At 54.9% G+C, this 19,195-nt stretch carries 21 protein-coding genes; 10 read left to right on the forward strand and 11 right to left on the reverse strand.

Going from position 1 to position 19,195, the window contains the following annotated elements:
* Window positions 1-406: 406 nt before the first annotated feature.
* From JMJ04_RS44730 to JMJ04_RS44745, 4 genes are read left to right on the forward strand one after another with little or no spacing between them, the layout of a single operon-like run.
* A complete protein-coding gene (locus JMJ04_RS44730; protein WP_201376818.1) occupies window positions 407-1,348 on the forward strand; it encodes a metal ABC transporter solute-binding protein, Zn/Mn family in 942 nt (313 codons plus the stop codon).
* Between the two features lie 52 nt (window positions 1,349-1,400).
* Window positions 1,401-2,267: an ABC transporter ATP-binding protein gene (locus JMJ04_RS44735; protein ID WP_201376819.1), complete on the forward strand. Its 867-nt coding sequence runs from the start codon at window positions 1,401-1,403 to the stop codon at window positions 2,265-2,267.
* Window positions 2,248-3,159: a metal ABC transporter permease gene (locus JMJ04_RS44740; protein WP_007917810.1), complete on the forward strand. Its 912-nt coding sequence runs from the start codon at window positions 2,248-2,250 to the stop codon at window positions 3,157-3,159. The genes JMJ04_RS44735 and JMJ04_RS44740 overlap by 20 nt, the downstream gene beginning before the upstream one ends.
* A complete protein-coding gene (locus tag JMJ04_RS44745; RefSeq protein WP_201376820.1) occupies window positions 3,156-4,067 on the forward strand; it encodes a metal ABC transporter permease in 912 nt (303 codons plus the stop codon). Before JMJ04_RS44740 ends, JMJ04_RS44745 begins: the two co-directional genes overlap by 4 nt.
* Before the next feature lie 170 nt (window positions 4,068-4,237).
* On the opposite strand, the gene JMJ04_RS44750 is transcribed toward JMJ04_RS44745, so the two are convergent.
* Entirely contained in the window at window positions 4,238-4,651 is a 414-nt protein-coding gene (locus JMJ04_RS44750; RefSeq protein WP_201376821.1) for a hypothetical protein, read from the reverse strand.
* Between the two features lie 227 nt (window positions 4,652-4,878).
* Window positions 4,879-5,193, reverse strand: a complete 315-nt coding sequence (locus tag JMJ04_RS44755; protein ID WP_236039164.1) for a hypothetical protein — start codon at window positions 5,191-5,193, stop codon at window positions 4,879-4,881.
* Between the two features lie 2,127 nt (window positions 5,194-7,320).
* Here JMJ04_RS44755 and JMJ04_RS48355 point away from each other — a divergent pair.
* A complete protein-coding gene (locus JMJ04_RS48355) occupies window positions 7,321-7,455 on the forward strand; it encodes a hypothetical protein (RefSeq protein WP_268887448.1) in 135 nt (44 codons plus the stop codon).
* Between the two features lie 505 nt (window positions 7,456-7,960).
* Here JMJ04_RS48355 and JMJ04_RS44760 read toward each other — a convergent pair.
* From JMJ04_RS44760 to JMJ04_RS44770, 3 genes are all read right to left on the reverse strand, one after another.
* Window positions 7,961-8,383 carry a hypothetical protein gene (locus tag JMJ04_RS44760; protein WP_201376822.1) on the reverse strand — a complete coding sequence of 141 codons (423 nt, stop codon included), beginning with the start codon at window positions 8,381-8,383 and terminating at the stop codon, window positions 7,961-7,963.
* Window positions 8,384-8,508: 125 nt separating this feature from the next.
* Complete coding sequence (locus JMJ04_RS44765; RefSeq protein ID WP_201376823.1) at window positions 8,509-9,102, reverse strand: helix-turn-helix domain-containing protein; 594 nt, start codon at window positions 9,100-9,102, stop codon at window positions 8,509-8,511.
* 217 nt (window positions 9,103-9,319) lie between these two features.
* Complete coding sequence (locus JMJ04_RS44770; protein WP_201376824.1) at window positions 9,320-9,907, reverse strand: hypothetical protein; 588 nt, start codon at window positions 9,905-9,907, stop codon at window positions 9,320-9,322.
* A gap of 53 nt (window positions 9,908-9,960) precedes the next feature.
* On the opposite strand from JMJ04_RS44770, the gene JMJ04_RS44775 reads away from it, so the two are divergent.
* Complete coding sequence (locus JMJ04_RS44775; RefSeq protein WP_201376825.1) at window positions 9,961-10,137, forward strand: hypothetical protein; 177 nt, start codon at window positions 9,961-9,963, stop codon at window positions 10,135-10,137.
* Here JMJ04_RS44775 and JMJ04_RS44780 read toward each other — a convergent pair.
* Window positions 10,134-10,874 carry a hypothetical protein gene (locus JMJ04_RS44780; protein ID WP_201376826.1) on the reverse strand — a complete coding sequence of 247 codons (741 nt, stop codon included), beginning with the start codon at window positions 10,872-10,874 and terminating at the stop codon, window positions 10,134-10,136. The two genes, JMJ04_RS44775 and JMJ04_RS44780, sit on opposite strands and share 4 nt — an antisense overlap.
* Window positions 10,875-10,911: 37 nt before the next feature.
* On the opposite strand from JMJ04_RS44780, the gene JMJ04_RS44785 reads away from it, so the two are divergent.
* From JMJ04_RS44785 to JMJ04_RS44795, 3 genes are all read left to right on the forward strand, one after another.
* Complete coding sequence (locus JMJ04_RS44785) at window positions 10,912-11,061, forward strand: DUF4113 domain-containing protein (RefSeq protein WP_201376827.1); 150 nt, start codon at window positions 10,912-10,914, stop codon at window positions 11,059-11,061.
* A 62-nt stretch (window positions 11,062-11,123) separates the two neighbouring features.
* The gene (locus JMJ04_RS44790; RefSeq protein ID WP_201376828.1) at window positions 11,124-11,453 is read left to right on the forward strand and encodes a hypothetical protein; all 330 of its coding nucleotides are present in this window, start codon (window positions 11,124-11,126) and stop codon (window positions 11,451-11,453) included.
* Window positions 11,454-11,690: 237 nt separating this feature from the next.
* The gene (locus tag JMJ04_RS44795) at window positions 11,691-12,014 is read left to right on the forward strand and encodes a hypothetical protein (RefSeq protein WP_201376829.1); all 324 of its coding nucleotides are present in this window, start codon (window positions 11,691-11,693) and stop codon (window positions 12,012-12,014) included.
* Between the two features lie 454 nt (window positions 12,015-12,468).
* Here JMJ04_RS44795 and JMJ04_RS44800 read toward each other — a convergent pair whose 3' ends face one another.
* From JMJ04_RS44800 to JMJ04_RS44815, 5 genes are all read right to left on the reverse strand, one after another.
* Window positions 12,469-12,867: a response regulator gene (locus JMJ04_RS44800; protein ID WP_201376830.1), complete on the reverse strand. Its 399-nt coding sequence runs from the start codon at window positions 12,865-12,867 to the stop codon at window positions 12,469-12,471.
* A 9-nt stretch (window positions 12,868-12,876) separates the two neighbouring features.
* Window positions 12,877-16,140 carry a PAS domain-containing sensor histidine kinase gene (locus tag JMJ04_RS44805; RefSeq protein ID WP_420799600.1) on the reverse strand — a complete coding sequence of 1,088 codons (3,264 nt, stop codon included), beginning with the start codon at window positions 16,138-16,140 and terminating at the stop codon, window positions 12,877-12,879.
* A gap of 36 nt (window positions 16,141-16,176) precedes the next feature.
* Window positions 16,177-16,686 carry a PAS domain-containing protein gene (locus tag JMJ04_RS47800; RefSeq protein WP_236039165.1) on the reverse strand — a complete coding sequence of 170 codons (510 nt, stop codon included), beginning with the start codon at window positions 16,684-16,686 and terminating at the stop codon, window positions 16,177-16,179.
* A gap of 389 nt (window positions 16,687-17,075) precedes the next feature.
* Window positions 17,076-17,297, reverse strand: a complete 222-nt coding sequence (locus JMJ04_RS44810; protein ID WP_201376831.1) for a TetR family transcriptional regulator C-terminal domain-containing protein — start codon at window positions 17,295-17,297, stop codon at window positions 17,076-17,078.
* A 265-nt stretch (window positions 17,298-17,562) separates the two neighbouring features.
* Window positions 17,563-17,817: a hypothetical protein gene (locus tag JMJ04_RS44815; protein WP_201376832.1), complete on the reverse strand. Its 255-nt coding sequence runs from the start codon at window positions 17,815-17,817 to the stop codon at window positions 17,563-17,565.
* A gap of 484 nt (window positions 17,818-18,301) precedes the next feature.
* Between JMJ04_RS44815 and JMJ04_RS44820 the strand changes: the two genes are divergently transcribed.
* Window positions 18,302-18,652 (forward strand): hypothetical protein, encoded by a 351-nt coding sequence (locus tag JMJ04_RS44820; RefSeq protein ID WP_236039166.1) that lies wholly within the window; start codon window positions 18,302-18,304, stop codon window positions 18,650-18,652.
* Window positions 18,653-19,195 lie beyond the last annotated feature (543 nt).

The raw sequence follows: 19,195 nt of genomic DNA on the forward strand, positions 1-19,195 counted from the left end.
AGATGGGGAGCGGCCTTGCCTGGAGACAAACCACCGCTTCCCATGATTCAGATCAAATTCCCATCCTTCAGTGCCAAATCGGTCCACCCTTCAGTTAATTTACCAGCATCCTCATACACATGACTAGCTGCCCCCTTTTCTGTTTGCAGACGCATTTTTGCCTGGTCAATACTTTTTGCTGAGATTTTGTCTCAACAAGTATTGACACGGCATCTCAGTAAATGGTACTGTAATGATATATTGATATGAAGTATCGATAGCAAAATAGCGTATAGAACACCTGAACATACTTGTTGGAGCGACTTCTCATGGCTAAATGATGAGAAGACATCTTTACAAACCGTCAACTGCTCTTGCTTACGTGTTGTTTCTGGTGCATATTTTTAAATTTCTTCAAGGAGGATCTATGTCGCTCTCACGTCGTGCAGCGCTTCCGTCTGCACTCATCAGTCTATTTTTCCTGCTGGTCCTTGCGGCCTGTGGCGGGAGCAATGCTCAGGGCTCGTCTACCGGAAGTGGCAGTGGTGGAAAGACGATTGAAGTGGTGGCCGCCGAGAACTTCTGGGGTAGTATCGCCTCCCAGGTTGGCGGGAGTCATGTCCATGTTACCAGCCTGATCGTCGATCCCAATGCCGATCCTCATAGCTATGAACCAACCACCGCCAATGCCAGAGTGGTGGCTGATGCGCAGTATGTCATCTTCAATGGTGCGGGCTATGATCCCTGGATGGACAAGCTGTTGAAGGCCAATCCGGCAAGTGGGCGCAAAGAATTGAATGTGGGCGACTTCAATGGCAAGCACGAGGGTGATAATCCCCACATGTGGTACAACCCCGATTATGTGACAGCCGTGACGAATAAGATTCGCGACGACCTCAAGACGCTCGATCCGGGCGATGCCACTGCCTTTGATCAGTCGGATCAGGCTTTTCTCACGAACGGGTTGAAGCAGTATCATACGCTGATCGCAGACATCAAAGCAAAGTATAGCGATACACCGGTCGGGGCGACAGAGAGCATCTTCTCCTACCTAGCGCCCGCCCTGGGATTGAAGCTGGTCACGCCATATTCCTACCTCAAGGCCGTTTCTGAGGGACAAGATATCGCAGCCGCTGACCAGGCGACCGTCGAGCAGCAGATCAAGCAGAAACAGATCAAAGTCCTGATCTACAACTCGCAGAATACGCCCAATAATATCCAGGCCCTGATCAACCTTGCGAAGGCCAACAACATTCCTGTCGCCACCATCACTGAGACACTGACCCCGGCGAACGCCTCGTTTGAGGAATGGCAGTCAGCGCAACTCCAAGGCATCGAAACCGCCCTCGCCCAAGCGACGGGCAAATAACGCATTGGCACGGCAAGTCTGGGCTTGCCGTGCCAATGGAGGGAACCACAGCATGCATGATATATCCTCTTCTCCTCTGCCTGTTCCCACCTCTACCGCGCTTTCCCCCATTATCCAGGTGGAAGAAGCGGCGGTCATGCTGGGCGGGCGTACTATCTGGCAGCAGGTACACCTGAGCGTTCAGCCAGGCGAGTTTCTGGCGATCCTGGGTCCCAATGGCGCAGGCAAGTCGACGCTGCTCAAAGCCATCCTCGGGCTGCTTCCGCTCGCTGCTGGAAGCATCACGGTCCTTGGGCGTCCCGCGCAACGAGGAAATACCGTCATCGGTTATGTCCCCCAGCGGCGGCATTTTGAGGCCGATGTGCGTGTGCGCGGGCGCAGTATTGTGCACCTCGGGCTGGACGGCGCCCACTGGGGATTACCCCTGCCGCTGCTTCAGCGCCGTAAAGCACGGGAAGTTGCGGCACGCGTGCAGGAGGCCATTGAGCTTGTTGGCGCAAGCGCGTACGCTGATCGGCCCATTGGTGAGCTCTCCGGCGGAGAGCAGCAGCGCTTGCTGATCGCACAGGCGCTGGTCAAGCGTCCGCGTATCCTGGCCTTGGACGAGCCTCTCGACAGCCTGGATCTGCGCAACCAGCAAGGTGTGGCGGGCGTGATCCGCCAGATCAGCCGGGAAACGGGGGCCACAGTACTCCTTGTCGCGCATGATGTCAATCCCATCCTCTCGGCGGTTGATCGCGTGGTGTATGTCGCGCATGGGCAGATTGCTGTCGGGAGGCCAGAAGAGGTGATCACGACGGAGACACTTTCGCGCCTCTACAATACGCCTATTGAGGTTCTGCGTGCCAGCGATGGGCGCATTGTCGTGGTTGGGCAGCCCGAAGAGGAGGTCAGCTATCATGCACATCGTCTTCGCTGATGCCAATCCCTTCTCCTGGGACCTCATCGCAGACCTCCAGCTCCTTTTGCACTATCACTTTATGCAAAACGCCTATCTCGCGGGGACGCTTGTCGCCGTGGTGGCAGGAGTGATGGGCTATTTTATGGTCTTGCGCGACCAGAGCTTCGCGGGACATAGCCTGGCGAACGTCGGCTTTGCCGGAGCGACGGGGGCCGCTCTCTTTGGGATCGCGCCCGTCATCGGCCTCTTTCTCGCGGGCCTGCTCGCAGCGGTGGGCATCCAGACGTTAAATAGTGCGGCTCGCCAGAACCGCCAGAGCGATATCGCGGTCGGGGCCGTTTTTACCGCCTCGCTGGCGCTGGGCTTTCTCTTTATTCACCTCTCCACAGCCGAGTACGCAGGCAGCGTCTACACGGTCCTCTTTGGCAATGTGCTCGGCATTAGCGACACTGATCTGACCATCATTGCCTGCTCAACGCTCCTTTTGCTCGTCATTATGTTCTGTATCGCACGCCCCCTCTTTTTTGCCTCCCTTGATCCCAATGTAGCGGCGGCGCACCGAGTACCAGTGCGTATCCTCTCCCTTGGCTTCCTTGTGCTGCTGGCACTGGAGGTGGCCGTCGCCGTACAGGTCGTTGGGGTGTTGCTCATCTTTGCCCTCCTGGTCACGCCAGCAGCGATTGCGCAATATGTCACGACTCGCCCTGGTGTGGCTGTGCTCGTCGCGATCACCTTAGCACTGCTCTTTACCTGGGTCGGACTCGCCATTGGCTACGCCACTCCCTATCCAGTTGGCTTTTTTATCACCACTTTGGCCTTTGTCACCTATGTCCTGGTCCGTGGCATGCGCTTCATCCAAACGGCTCTTCTACGCCGACGTATCCATTCACGAGAAGGGGGGATCATATGAACGTCATCACTGCAACAGCACTGCCCCCATTCACCCTCAATCTCTGGCAGGATCTCCAGGTGATGCTGAGCTACGACTTTATGCGCCAGGCCCTCCTTGCCGGAACGCTTTTGAGTATCGTTGCCGGGCTGGTTGGCTATTTTGTCGTCCTGCGCCACCAGGCCTTCGCTGGTGAATCGCTTTCGGATGTTGCTTTTACTGGAGCGCTGGGTGGTGCGGCCTTGGGTATCAACCCTTTCCTCAGCCTGATGATCACCACCGTTGTCGTGGCGCTCGCGATGGGTGGATTTGGTGAGCGCTTGCGGGCGCGGGATGTGGCGATTGGAACGGTTCTGGCCTGGGTGCTTGGATTAGGCGTCTTCTTTTTGAGCTTGTTTACCGCGCATGTGAGCGGAACAGGAACGGGCTTTTCAGGGGTCACGGTGCTCTTTGGGAATATTCTGGGGGTATCAGCAGATCAACTGCGAACGATAGCACTTGTGAGTGGTGGGGTAATAGTTGTCCTCTTGCTGCTTGCACGCCCCTTACTCTTTGCATCCCTCGACCCTGATGTCGCAGCTGCTCATGGGGTACCAGTACGTGCGCTTGGTCTGGGGTTTATGGTGCTCCTGGCCATCACGGTGAGTGAAGCAACCCTGGCCGTGGGAGCATTACTGGTATTTGCGCTGTTGCTTTTGCCGGCAGCCATTGCATATCAGGTTGTCAGCCGCCCCTTTGCGGCCCTTGGATTTGCCGCTGTCCTCGCCATCGCTTTCACTTGGATCGGCATTGCCATCGGTTTCTACACAGGATATCCGAGTAGTGTCTGTATTAGTCTACTAGCCTTTGTGAGCTATATTGCAGTAGTCGGGGGAAGCGGTCGCATGGTGAAGATCGCAAGGACAAAGAAAGAGATCTCACATGCATGAAAGGGTAGTGTTGCAAAAATTTTTGAGCCCATCAAAACAAAGCGTAGGACAGCAGCAACAGAAGCGTTTTCAGGAGAAAGAGGTACATCTTTTGCTTGTTTTACCCTAAGACGATTTTCGAATATGCATCATTTTGATGGGCTTAAAAATGATGCAACACTACCAGGGCGTCAGGCCAGGTGCTTGTGGTAGATGGTGTGAAATGCTTTGACCCCTTGCTGTATCCGGAGATCGATCAGTGCCGTCTGTTTCTCCTCCTTTGGTATTTGCATGTGTTCCTCCGCAAAGTACATGCAGATAGGGAACCAGAGGCCTTCAGGCAATGGAGCAAGGACGTGGGCGAGTTCCTGCGAGGCTTGTCTGCCAAAGAAAAGGCCTGGTTCGTGTCCCTCTCGAAACAAGCGGCGAAACAGCGCAGGATCATTCGTTGCGATTGGACTCAGCGCCTGGATTGGGGCGATTGGGGGAAGCGTGTCTGGTGGGTAGTGTGGCATTGCCATGCCGGCCGTTAGCCCACACGCGAATCCGAGCGCTTGGACCTGAGCGGTATGCTCTGGAAGGAGAAAGCGTATCTCTTTTTTCATATCACCTCCACCCATGATGGGTTTGATCTCCTCTGGTTGGTCCTCATGAGGAGTACACATGCCTGAATGACAGCAACCAGGCGATCTGCTCTCCAAGGAACATGATCAGTCTCTTATAAGGAACGGTGAAGGGGGATCGTGTGTCGCTCCCCGACCAACACACGCTTCTGCCATTGTCATAGCACGCGTGACCAACACAGCTATGGTTGATGAGAGGGCGGTCGTCATCAGGGGAGATCGAGGCCAAAGTCCACAATATGAAAGCATCCGTCGAGAGGAGAGCATTCGACGACGCAATAGGGCTCAAGCGGTGGGAGGTCGGGGTCGGGGGAGGGGGGGGACTGCTGCGCGAGCCAGGTCGCGAGTGTCTCTGGCAGATCGGGCATATGGGGAGCGAGCCAGGTAACGAAATCCAGGGCCTGCTCTGGGGTTAAGTCGATGGAGCGGCCATCGGGGAGCTGCATGTGCAAGGTGTTTTGTCCATGGTCATTCGTGTCTCCCAGCGTGTGTATGAGCGTGGTCAGAGGATGTGTGTCATCCACCTCTTATTGAGTATACAGCATTCTTGTTTGGGCACGAGAAGGCTGATGAGGATGAGCAAGACGAGGCAGCGGAGAGCAAGGTCGTACCAGGGGGAGAGGGTGCTTGTTGTGCATGAAAGCGTACGATATCGTATAGAATTGCATGTCGCCAGGGGAGAGTTGCAGGCGAGATGTGGTTGGTAGGGGAGGCACGAGGCTTGTGTATTCCTGAGAGGGATGCTCGTAAAGATCGAATTACTTTTAGCGCTTTTATGCGTTTATATAGATGTATTTGACTTTGGTAACAGGAAGGCCGCTGCGGGGCACCATGCGCAGCGGCCTTCTGTTTTCTGTTGGAGAGGGTTGGGCACCCTCGAGAGAAGCTGAAGATGCTTCTTCCTGAATGCCTTCTCTCGCCCTGCCTCTTATGTTTCAATGAGACGTCGGTACTTGTCCTCATAGTATCCAAGGCTGGCGATAATCCTTTGCACATAGTGCTTTGGATCGGGCTGGGCCAGGAGGAGGGGGGAGTGGCCAGTGCGCTATGTGGTGGGTGAGAGCGTTTCCCCTCTTCTAGGCGCTGGGCAACGGAATGGTGCTCCAGGTGTGAAGGGAGCGCCCGCAGGCGCTGTTCAGCGAGGCTCACCTGCTGCTCACTCATACTGCGCAAGGCTGCCTGGCAAAAGGGGCGCAGGATGCCGATGAAGCCAACGAGGTACTGCATGCGTTGAGGGTCAATTTGGGCTGAAGGGCGCGTCACAGGGGAGTGCCGCTCGGTCTGTGTGAGCGAGAAACGTATGACTTCGGTGATTTCCAGGCCAGTTCGCTCCATGAGTCGCCATAAACGAAGTTTATCCTCTTTCCTCGGACGGAAGTTGACCTGTGGACCAATGGCTCCTTCGGCGCGTTCCTGTTCTGTGGGTTCCCTCTCTGCAAGGTTTGGCTCTCCTTCACTCACGGTGTGCCTCTCTCTCTTTTGCTCTACAAGGAAGGGCATATATGGCATTTGCTATGCATAAAGAGACTATAGTGCATGAATGAGCAAGTTTCAAGAGGGGAGAGGTTGAACAAGCCAGGCTCTATGGGCATTGGTGGAAGGGATGTGCTGGAGACGCTTGATTGATGTTGGTGCGCTATACAAGTGTTTTGAAGTGTTTTATACTACAGATCAAACCCCGCACCTATGGAGGGTGTGATCCATGTTTGAGGTGAAAGAGTGAGTCCTTGTGACTCACTCTTTTTTTCTCAGAGCGCTTTTTTCTGGGGGCAAGCGGATCACTCTTCTTGCGCTCGTTTCCATTGATGATTGCTGTGCTCAATATGCCCCGTTGTAGACGCCATGGAGCCATCCCGCTTCTCTTGTTGGGAGGTCAACCAACTCATCCATCCTGAGCAAATGCACCTCCCCTTTCTAGAGGCCCATTGTGACCTTCTTGTTGTCCAAGAGCCGAAGCAAGAGAGCTTTCAAGGCGGGACGAAGGAACTATTTTCATCAAGGTAAGCACTCGCTTGCTCTGGCTTTTTCGTGTAACCATTTCTTCGTACAGCTTGGTAACGTTGTGATGGTTCTGTCGGGACGCAAGCGCTCCGATACGACTGTAACTGGACATACTTCTTGGCCGCAAAATAGGCCTTGTGACGCAAATCTTGTCCTCCTTATTTCCTGTAATACTTCTTTCATGCGCTCATCCACGACACATAAAACGCCTCAAAGTACAGCCTGCCTGTTCTCTGGCTCAGGCGAACAAAGGGTGCTCTCGATTCAGGTACACAGGCCAGAATTGGCCAGGATAGGGGTCACAATCGTCAGATACCCCCGCACAGGCCAACGTTCGCGTCTGTTCTCATGCGGAGAGCGGCAGACCGATGGCCAAAATGACGCATATACTGACCTCCAGTCCTCGCTCAGTGAGGAAGGACTTTGAGGATCGAGTGACAAAAAAGCGCAGAGAACTCGTGGCCAGGATACGTGTCTCAGAACAAAGGAAGTTCAACAACATAAATCAAGGCGAGATCTAGCTTGAGCATCTCTGCGGCCATTTATACATGTCACTCATTTGGCCAGGAATTATGTCCAGGTACAACGACCTGTGCAAAGCTCTCACAATTACGTACACTAGGTGTAAACATTGTAGAAGTGGAGGCAATATGACGACAGTTGAACCAACCATGATCCAAGGCAAGCCGGCGTATACATTGAAAGATGCGCAAAATATTCCTGGCGTGAGCTATACCAGCCTACAGAACATTCTCAGACGAAACAAGATCGAAAAGTTTGAATGAGGATATGGCCGTAGTGTCTCTGTCTGGAAAGAAGACAGAGACGAGTGACTGCGACCACGCCCGATAGGGGAGGAATCTTGATGTGAGCGAGGAGTGGAATTGATGGAGTTCTTGCCAAGAGGAAAGGCTGGTATGTGCCCTGGCTCTCTCGTCCTAGAAGGCAGCCGATACGTGCACCACCTTGCCATTTCTGACAAGGTGGAGATGGCGGGTGCTTTGGATGTGGTCTATGCCCGGGTGCCTGGTGAGAGTGTGGGAGTGCAGAAGAGAGGGTGGTGGAGATGGGGAGGAGGGGAGTGAGAGGCGAGAAGAATGAAAGGGTGACAGGGAAAAGAGGGCAGTGGCCCCCAGAGTGAGCGTGAACATGCTCATATTCTTGCAATCGCAATTTTGTCCTGATACCATGCCGAGTGGTGTGTCAAGCCTCAGAAGAGATTGATGGCTCTTTACGAGGATGTTCGCTCTGGCATAGAATACCCACGAGGAGAGCTATCGCAAAAATCTCCTATTCAGTGGTATCACGTCTGTCTGCAAGAAGCGAGGCAGGGCCTGTTCTCTTGCCCAGGCCCTGATGGTTGCTCCAGGTGTCTTCCCTCTTGGATCGTGTGTGGCCGCGGCCGAGCCTGGCCCAGGGCCAGAGACACGCGAAAGAGACACGGGCGCGCCGGTCTTGTGCTCCAAAACGATCCCACACGTTCGCCGTTGCTACCGGCGCGCCCAGCAATGCTCTCTGCACTGGCATCAATTGAGGATCGTTCTCGAGGCTTGTCCCTGCCGCTGCCAGCATGAAGGAGCGTGTGTTGGCCTGGGAGGCGCCAGGACGATGGATGGTGGTTTTCTTTTTCCCATGTTTTTCCCATGTTTGTTCTACGCAGCGCCTGCTCTCCTCCTGCCCTCCACGTGTGCTGCTCCCGTGTTTTTCCTCCAACGTCGTGCCAAATTACGATTGCACAAAATTGCGTGTTGTGAGCACGAAAAGGGTGTGTTACACCCCTGTTTTGGTGCATTTTTGGGGAATGGTTGCGTTCCTTGCGATAACGGTGAGGGAGATCGTCAGGCATTGGCAGGTGAGAGGGTGTGGAGAATGGTCTGGGGATGAATGAGAGAGGTGGAGATGGCGACCTGGAGGAGAGCGAGGGCTTCTGCTCTCTCCTCCGGATGAGGAACCAGGCGGTAGCGCCCTGGTTGAACTTTCACGGCCTGAAGGTGATGGCGATAACGATTGGCGGTCATTCGTGAGACCTGGAGCAGGCCTGCGAGTTCGCTGTCTGTGAGTCCATTGGGGTGCGCGTCGTACAGGCGGCGGGCACGCTGTTGTTTCTCATAGGTATGGGCCGGAAGTGGCCTGCGTTCTGATGTGGGGAAGGGGAGAGGGCGCGCATGGTGCTCGATACAGGCGAGGAACTCTGGCCCTGGCCGGAACCACTCGGAAAAGCGCCTGAGATGGTCCTGCCTGATGGTGAAGGTGGCGCTCGGTGTCGCGCGTGCCGTCCATGACGCCCAGGAGCTGGAGCTGCTCCCCGTACTCTTCGCGCAATGGGGCAAGCCTGGTCCGGAGATGGACAGCGCGTGCCAATCTTGATGGAGTGATCCTCGAGATGCTGCAGGAAATAGATCCATAGCCTCAATATATGCGGTTGCTGACACGCCCTCGGGAAGCCTACGATGATGAGTATCTCACACGTTCTCGATGATCCTTCTTCAATTGTCCCATATGTCGTGACAGGAGAAAGCACGTTTGGGTGTGTGACAGGCTCTCTTGACGCCTGTTCCTTTTTGGGATGATGATGGCCTCGATATGGCCTGGCGGTGGCAGCCAAAGCGTGCGCTGTTTGGTGTGGATGGAGATCTGGTTCTGTTTTTTTCATGTTTTTCCCATGTTTGCGCTGCGCCAGGCTTGCCCTCTTCCTGCTGTTGCTGCGTCATATTGTTGCACCTGGAGTTGGATAGTTGGTGGTGGTTGATCTGGTGCTGCAATCAGATGGGCGGCATAGCTTTTGCAGCCGATGAAGAACCACAATTGGAAGTCGGCGATCGTGTGTCCTGCTGAGTTCGAAATTTGTTGGTCCTCCATGATGGTAATTTGCTGATCGAAGCAAGAGCCACTGCCATGCTCTCGGCTCTCTAGCGGGGTGTGAGGGCGGAGTGGAAGGACGCCGTTGCAGGTTGTAGGTGATGGGTGCTGGGCACAAGGACGGGAGTCATAGCTCTGGGGAGTAGTTGCCCCTTGGTGGGTATGGCCTGCATGGGCGAAGGCGTTCGCCGCGTCCATGGTGCTTGTGGGAGCGGGGGGAGGAGTGGTCGCGCGTGGGTGTGTGTCCTGGCTTGTCTTCGCGCGCGGGTGGGCATTCTGGTTTGCCATGGTGTTCATGGTCGACCAGCCTATCCCCAGGATAAGTATTTGGAGGAGGAGGACGAGTGCCAGGAGTCCAGGCAGGAATCGTTTCTTCATGTACTCTATGCTCCTTTCGCGGGGTGTATGTTTTGGGACACTGGAAGGTGTGTATGTGTGTATTCTATGGGCGTGGTGCGCTCTCCAGCGGCGCGGGTACGTGTTGGATGTTCATTCATCGTGTGTTTCGGTGCCTGACCTTTCTGGCGTGCTGGTTGGGCTGGTTGGCGCATGTACGTGGCTCGCTCCTGTGTGATGAGCAGGAACACGCAGGAGCGAGCGGTGCTTAGGAGTTCTGCCCATTGATGGTGGTGGGTTGGCCGTTGGCATAGTAGCCACTGAAGGCGGTAGAGGTCTGCTGGTTGACGTGCAGGATGGCTGATGCCCGGACAGGGGCATCGGGACTGAAAAGCAGGGGAGACCAGATTTCCTGCTCCTGGAGAGGACCAATGGCTTGTGTGGTTGAAGGGAGCAGCTTCTCTTCATCGCCGAGATGCCAGAAGAGCTGGGTAATCCCATTGAGAATACCGCTGCCATCATACTGATCCACCTGGAGTTGGAGCGTTGGCTGTTGCCCATTGGCGTCTGGCCTGGCCAGAAGATGGGCGGCATAGCTTTCGCAGCCGGTGAAGTACCACAACTGCAAGGTGCCGATGCGTTGTCCGGCGGCGTTGGTGAGTTGTTGGTCCTCCAGAATGTGGGGCTGATGGTCAAAGCAGAATCCATTGCCACTATCGCGGTTATCCGGAGAGAAGTGAGGGATCACAGGAAGGACGCCGTTGCAGTTCGTTGGTGATGGGTTTCCAGCGCAAGGGCGAGAATCATAGGGATTGTTGGCCCTGGTTTGCGTGCGTTCTTCTTGCGTGAATGCCTGCGCCAGGTCCAGGATGTGAGGAGCAGGAATGCCCATGCTCCGATGCGCTTGTTGCTTGCCCCCATGAAGACTGTCATGCCAGTAGATACTGGACATGAGTGTTGGCAAGAGGAGTCCTAGCGCCAGGAAGCAGACCAGAGATGGCCGTGTCATGTAGAGTTTTCCTTTCACTAAGGATATGCTATTGTAAGTGAGAGAGGGGGAGAAGAATGAAGGGGGTGAGGGATATGCGCGGCAGGAGCGGGTGATGGACCTGGTGGACGCGATAAATGAGCAGTGGGACCGCAGGACGCTGCGCTTTGGGTCGCAGGGGACGCAACGAACGTGGTTTATGCGATAGGCGCGTCGATCGCAGCGCTTTACCATGAGGTGGGACGAATTGTTACAGGTTGGGGAGATGTGATGAGAGACGAGCGGGTGCAATTTCGTTTGCCGATGTCGGCGAGGGCGATGAGACTGGCGGTAGAGTTGTTTCAGCGGCAGTTGAAGGCCGACCACTGCTATCTCTATGTTCAGGGGCACGTCGTCATTCAAACAGATCAGGTCTGCGAAATTCGTGGGTGGGCCAGCGTTGTTGGCCCAGATACCGAGCGAGATCTGCTGATTTTGGGCGATATGGAGGACGTTTTTGGAGCGAACTGGAACCGGGTGCGCCCAACGACCTCGGCCAGGCTGCTGCTTTCCACCCATCCACTTGGTGAAGAGGGGGAACATCTCCAACGTCGCTGTTGAGAAACGGCTTCTCTCTGTACGTTGGCGGGCGTGGCATATTGGCGTTGAAACCGGCCAGGTTCGCGCTACCCAGAGGTGGACCAGCATGAGCATGGTATCCCCGGACACAAAGGGCCCGCAAGAGAATGTGTTTTCTGGAAGCGCCTACGATAGGTAGAAGGTGGATAGGACACGTCGCAGACAAGAAAAGACATGTCTGCGACGGCTTGTGAAGCGAGCGTGAGGCGTAGGGGGCGTGTGTCTGTTCCACGCAAACACGAGGTGGCAGCAGAGAACGTCTCCAGAGAAGCCAGGAATCGCCTGGAGCAGGTGACGAAGCAAGGAGCTGAGATGACCCCAAAGCACCAAGAGATCATAGATACAACATTGCAGGCGATCCAGGCGCGCGAGCGGCAGTACCACCGTGCGCTCAGTCTTCCTCCTGAGGAGCCGTTTTGCACGCGGAGCGTTGAAGAACTGCGTGCGAGTTTGCTGGGCCAGAAATTGTGTTGGATTGCGGAGTATGTCGAAGGCTACCCCGCAGCGGTTCAACCAGAGCGACGAGAGCAGGAGTGGGGATGACGCACGGTTGAGATCATTGGGGGCATGCGCAGGGAGGTCTACCAGGTGGCATCCATCGTCTATGGTTCAGCGCTGGATGGAAAAACCTGGGCTTTTTCAAAGGGATGCTGAGTTTGCACTGGAGTGATGCTGAGTTTGCATTGGAGTGAAGTTGAGTTTGTACTGGAGTGTGCGGTGCATTTTGGAGGAAGCAAGCGAAAGGTGATATTTCTTGTGTCCTCCAGAAGAACGTCGCGAACTCATCAATAAGCCCTTTGCATCTACCAAACCATTGAGAGGGGGTATTGTCACTACAATAGGAAGTGTACAGGTGCTCAAAGGGGGATGCAGAAAACCAGAACAAAATGAATGCATCAAGTATGTTGTTCTGGTTTTCTGCATCCCCAGAGACTGTCATACTCATACCAGGAGAGTATGACAGTCTCCGGACCATATTTTAGAAAACCATTTCTCCTTATGGTGCAAGCAGTTCTGCGATCAGTTGTAACAGTGCCTCCAGGTCAAAGGGTTTCTGTAGTGTTCTGAGGTGATCCAGGGCACCGTTTCCTTGTGGCAAATCAGCACTCATCAGGAGGATGGGGCACTGCTTCCCCCTTTCTCGGCGACGCAGGTGGTCAGCGAGTTCCAGCCCATTCATCCCAGGGAGATGGTAGTCGAACAGAAACAATGCAGGCGTGATGGTTGAGAGCATATTCAGTGCGCTCTCGCCACTTGACGCAAGATAGCCTTGATAGGTCGTCTCCTCCTGGAACGTTTCCAGCAGCAGGTTCCCAAGAACGGGATCATCTTCGACAATGAGAATACTCTTGACAACTACACTCTCATTACATTCCTGGTATTGGGAAGTCTCCATGTGCGTTCCTCATGTTCTTTTGCGGGGAAGCGTCACCCGAAAGGTCGATCCTTTTCCTGGTTCGCTTTCGACGGTGATCGTTCCCCCATGGTGTTTCACAATCTCCGCGACAATGTATAACCCCATGCCCAGGCCGGGGATTGCTTTCTGCTTGGGATCAGTGACGCGATAGAAGCGGTCAAAAATCTTGTCGCGCTGCTCGCGTGGGATGCCCAGGCCATGATCGCGTATTCGGATCGTGACCGTCTCTTCGGAAGCGGAGAGATCCACCTCGACGGTCTCTGCGCCGGGAGCATACTTGATAGCATTGCTGAGCAGGTTGGTGAAGACCTGTCCCAGCCGGTCGCGATCACCTAGCAGGGTTGTCTGCACGCCTCCCCGCACCAGGATGGTATGGCTGGGATGCGTTTGCTGCATGGTGTCGACGATCTCCCGCAGCAAGGCATCGAGATCCACCGATTCCTGCCGATACTCGAGCCTGCCCGCCTGGATTTTGGAGACATCCAGCAAGTCTTCCACCAGCCGGGTGAGTTTGTTGATCTGGGTTTGCATGCTGGAAAGCGCCGAAGCCTGGAGGCCTTGCTTCGTCAGTTGCCGGTGCAGCAAGGTAGTGTGCAGTTTCAGAGCCGTAAGTGGGTTCCTCAGTTCATGGCTGGCCATGCTGATAAAGTCATCTTTGCGTTGTTCGAGTTCCTTGCGGGCCGAGTTATCCAGCACAAAGGCGATCGCCTGGCGTGGCTGATGCTGTAAGAGGACCGCGCCCACAACCACTGGAAGGCGACTGCCGTCTTTACACACGTATTCTTTCTCATAGGGCGTCAGCGACTGCTGGGCATCAAGTTCCTGATGAGCCTCGAAGGTCCGATCCAGATACTCTGACGGCGTCATCTGCATCCAGTTCATGTTCCCGGCGCGCAGGTCTTCGCGGGTATAACCGGTCATGCGCAGATAGGTGTCGTTGGCATCCACGATCTGCTCACCTTCGATGATATTGATCCCGATAATGTTGGAGTTCATCAGGGCATTCGCGCGCTCCTGGCTTTGACGCAGGGCCTCCTCGATGCGTTTCTGGTCATCAATATCAGTGCTGGTGCCGAACCACTTGATGATCTGACCCGCTTCATCGCGGACTGGGAGCGCACGGGTTAAATACCAGCGATACTCTCCAGTTCGCCCATCTCTGAGACGCTGTTCGTTCTCAAAGAGTTCACCTGTGGCAAGGGATTGCTGCCGAAGCGCAAGCGTGTGCTCGGCATCTTCGGGATGCAGGAATTGACGCCATCTATAGTCCCGTATCTGCTCGAAATCGGCCTGCGTCAGGTCACAGTAGCGCTGATTACAGTAGTCAACACGGCCATCTGGCCGTGCTGTCCACACCAACTGTGGCACCATTTCAGCCAGCACACGGAAGTGCTCCCGGCTTTCTTTGAGCCGCTGCTCAGTCCGTTTCTGGTCCTCGATGTCGGTGCAGGTGCCAAACCACTTGACGATCTGGCCGGTTTCATCGCGCACCGGCATGGCGCGGGCTAAGAACCAGCGATAGCGGCCTGTCTGGCCCTCTCGGAAACGATGTTCGACCTCATAGGGGACGCCTGTGCGAAACGCTCGCTCTCGCACCGCCAGGGTGCGCGTGTAATCCTCCGGGTGCACGAACTGGCTCCATCCATAGCCATACAATTGCTCCCGCGTGGCATGGGTATACGCACAAAACCGTTGATTCCAGTAGTCTGACAAGCCATCGGGTCGTGCCGTCCAAACCAGTTGCGGTACCGTTTCGGCCAGCACGCGCAAGTTCTGCTCGCTTTCTTTGAGCTGCTGCTCCGCTCGTTTCTGCTCGTCGATATCGGTGCTGGTGCCAAACCATTTGACGATCTGACCCACTTCATCACGCACGGGCATGGCGCGGACTAAAAACCAGCGATACTCCCCAGTCTGAGCATTTCTTAGACGCTGTTCGTACTCAAACATGTCTCCTGTGTCCAGGGCATGCAGCCAGTGCGCTCGGTTGCCTTCATGATCATCTGGATGGAGAAACTGGAGGTGAGCCCATTGGTCGCTTTGTAGTTGCTCAAGCGTCGATCCGGTGTAGTCACGCCACCGTTGGTTCGTGTACGCGAACTGGCCATCGGGGCGTTTCGTCCACACCAGTTGTGGCACCATTTCGGCCAGCACCCGCAGGTTTTCCTCGCTGGCTTTGATTTTCTGTTCAGCCTGTTTCTGGTCCTCAATGTCGGTGCAGGTGCCCACCCAGTGCAGGATCGTGCCTTGCGCATTGCGCTGCGGCACGCCTCGGACCAGAAACCAGCGATACCCTCCGCTGGTGCCGTCTTGCACGCGATGTTCTACTTCATAGGGCATGCCGGTCTGGATGGAGGTCTGCCACGCCTCCCGTGTCCGAGGCCGGTCATCAGGATGCAGACCCGCCAGCCAGCCATCCCCTTGGACCTGTTCGAGGGTCATCGCCAGATAGTTGATCAAGCGGTGATTGCTGTAGGTGATTAACCCATCGGGTGCTGCAATCCAGACGAACTGGGGAATCGTATCAACCAGGGCATGGATTTCTGCTTCGGCTCGCTTGCGCTCGGTGATGTCGGTGCAGGTGCCAAACCACTTGACGATCTGGCCTGCTTCATCGCGCATTGGCACCCCGCGAGTGAAAAACCAGCGATACCCCCCGGTCTGGCCATGTCTGATCCGCCCTTCGTGCTCATATATGGCTCCCATGTCCAGGGCATGCTGCCAGCGAGCTTGCCTGTCTTCACGATCATCAGGATGGAAGAACGGGAGCTGAGCCCAGCGGCAGCCTTGGATCTGCTCAAGCGTCAACCCGGTGTAGTCACACCAATGCTGGTTTGTGTACTCGTGTTGGCCGTCGGGTCGTGCCACCCACACCAGGTGGGGCACCGTTTCAGCCAGCAAACGAAATCGTTCTTCACTCTCTTTGAGCTTTTGTTCCGTCCGTTTCTGCTCCTCAATGTCGGTACAGGTGCCAAACCATTTCACGATCTGCCCTGCTTCATCGCGCACTGGCAGGGCGCGAGCTAAAAACCAGCGATATCCTCCAGTCCACCCATCCTTGAGGCGATGTTCGTTCTCAAAGATCTCGCCCGTTGCCAGCGAATGTTGCCGAAGCGTGAGCGCACGCTCCGCATCTTCAGGATGCAGGAATTGACGCCATCCATAGTCCCGTATCTGCTCAAAATCGGCCTGCATCAGGTCACAATAGCGCTGATTACAGTAGTCAACATGGCCATCCGGTCGTGTCGTCCACACGAGTTGGGGCACTGTTTCAGCCAGTACCCGCCAGTGCTACTCGCTTTCCTTGCTTTCCTTGAGTTGTTGCTCGACTCGTTTCTGGTCCTCGATGTCGGTGGCAGTCCCAAACCATTTCAGGATCGTCCCCTGATCATCCCTGTGTGGCACTCCTCTGGCAAGGAACCAGTGATACTCTCCGGTCGTGCCATGGCGCAGGCGCAGTTCTGCTTCATAGGGCCTGCCGGTCTGGACGGCACTCTGCCACCTCTCCAGGACACGCTGTTGGTCATCGGGGTGGATAGCCTGGAGCCAGCCGTCCCCTTGAGCTTGTTCAGAAGTCATATTGGTAGAGTCACACCAGCGTTGGTTACAGTATTCACACGAGCCATCGGGGCGCATCATCCAGACGAATTGGGGAATGGTATCGATCAGGACACGGAGTCCTTCTTCCGTCTCGGCGTCATCAATGCAAAATAACGCATCAAGAAGCGTCTCGAGCATGCTGAGGAGCGTGTCACGCGATGTAAGAGGGCTATACTCGCTGCTTTGTGGATTGAATGTCATACTGTCTGTCTCCCTTTCACATACCCCCATCCCTGGTGATAAAGATGTTTTCCCGCTTTGAACCTCAAGAAATATCATGCAATGGAGATGATCCCTCTTCTGTCACATCGGTTGGAACAAGCTATGAAAAAGTGTGTGTATGCAATACGTGCGTTTCCCGGAGAGGCCAGGAGCAATGAGCATCTGCCCCGGGCCCTTTCAGGGCGGCTTTTAGGGCTATCCGTTGCAGCGCTTATGTACAACGGAAAACCGTCTCTCCAAGAAAACACATGGTGAAGGATGGTTCTGTCGGCATGATGGTATCTCCCTTCGATGCTCTCGAGCAGAGCCAGGACACCGCGTAGAGCCTTGTCCATCTGCTGTGGATCTTGTAACGCTCGTGCCAAGACCTATCCTCCTTGCACGATGGCGACGAGCGTTGTCGCCACATCGGTCGTGTCGATGGTCTCGCTGAGCGCTCCCGCACGTTGGGCCTGCTCAAGGGCTGCGCTGATTTCCTGTTTGGTAGAGCGAAAGGAGGAGGAGATAGGATGGCGTAATGCTTCTTGGCTGATGACCTCTTCCTGAGTCATTCTCCCCAGGCGACAACCGCGGGTAGTGTCAACGTCCATTTTTCTCTTGATGATTTTTTACCACTGAACCTTCATGTGAGGTCTTTCAGATCTGCAATGCAGCGTTCGTGCTCTTGTCTTTTCCTGACACCAAGAAGTATACTCAGATAAAGGGCCTGTTAAAAGGGCCATTTTCAGGTAGACGAAAGGGGCCATTTAAGAAAGATTTTGATTCAGACAGGGGCTTTAAGGAGAGTAGATACAGTATATCTAAAAGAGCAATACCTGGCAAAAGGCCAGGAATCGCTCTTGACCAGTGTTGTCGCTAAGGTGGTAAGGTTAGCCAATTGGCAGAAAATGCTAAAGTGGTAGGGAGGGAGAAGACGGACCCATCAACCAGGGTCTGGATGAGGCGAGCGCTCAGTTGTGGATTGATCGCTCCCTGGGCATTCCCGGACAGTTCCAGTTTTTTGCGAGCACGCTCCTCCCATTGGCAAGATGGCGACCTGATCCACCGGGGCCAGCGTTCTCCGTTCCAGAGAACAGAGACCCCTTGCAGTTGCTCCGCAAGGAGCGGCACGCCTGGCGCTCAGGGGCGTCGTCTCAGGCCTCATCGCATGAGTTTGGAAGCGTCTGTTGCCCAAAATGGGCGCGGCTGGCACCGCGTGCAGATGCATGCGCCTACAGATTCTCTTACCTACCCATCTTTGTTGTTGAGAAATGAAAAGGGGACCAAATGGCTCCGAATGAGAAAAAGAGGGGGCCATGAGGAGAGGGAACCAAGGCGAGTGAGAGGGAAAGGAACCACAGCTACTCTCGTAAGGATATGCTGTTGTAAGTGAGAGAGGGGGAGAAGAGTGAAGGGGGATCATGCCAGTGTGGGCGTGAGGAGAAATGATAAAGGAGGGAGCCACAAGGAGGAATTGAATAGATATATAGAAATGTATGGAAATAGAGAACGTGATAAAAGAGGGTTGCCAAGGAAAAGGAGATCGGGTATCTTAGAAGAGTGATAGGCTTCAATGGATGGAAGGAGCGGAAGGTGTCTCTGTGAAGAGAAGAACGTGGTGAGAGCGCGATCGCGCTTTGGAGAAGAGCCTATGCGAGTGAGCGAGTCGGTGGTGTTGCCGTTGCCTCGTCGGGTGCAGATGATGGTGTTGGCCGCGCTGTTGTTTGTTCAGCAGTATGGGGTTGGGGTCAAGATTGAGATGCGCGGCCAGGCGCAGGGGAAAGGGCAGCGGGTGCATGTCTTGCGTGAGTGGGGGGAGGTGGGAGCGCTGGACATGGAGCTAGACTTGTTGGGGCTGAAAGATCCGGAGTATGCTGCGGGAGAGAATTATGATGAGGAAGAGGATGGGCTGAGGTGGGTTAACCCGACAGGCCCGGGAGAATACCGGCTATCGGAGCGAACATAGCTCATTGGAGAAATGCGGGAGGCCTCTGCTGGCGAGGAAGAGGGCAAAAAGAAAGGACCACATGGGAGTGGCCCTGTGCAAACGATATATATACTGTACCTGATTTTGGGAGAAAAGTCAAGCGTACGGTGAATTAACGAGGTCCTATAGGCACGAGTTGGACGCCCATTGCGTACGTTTGAATGGGGCATGCATCAGGACCACCGTGATCTTTGGACGCCGCAGTGAAGCCATTCACATAAGGCTCCAAATCCCACAAGAGGTTGCCAAATCCATTCCCATATTGTACTTCGGCTCCTCCGCCTGAAAGCACATATCCATCTTCAAGAGCTACAGCCATTCGAGGATGTGAAAGAGTGGAAGAAGTGTCAGTAAAAACTTTGCTTATGATTTGGCCAACATCGATTGGACCGGTGGGTGAGCTACGAGTGAGTGTCCGCTTTATGCTAAGGGCATAGCTTGTCAATACGGCTGGATCAAAAGCACCTGCGTGATCTTTGGATTCTGCCCTCCACGAAGTATAGTTCCTAGTCACGAAATCTG

The organism is Ktedonobacter robiniae, assembly GCF_016587375.1.
Taxonomy (GTDB): Bacteria; Chloroflexota; Ktedonobacteria; order Ktedonobacterales; family Ktedonobacteraceae; genus Ktedonobacter; species Ktedonobacter robiniae.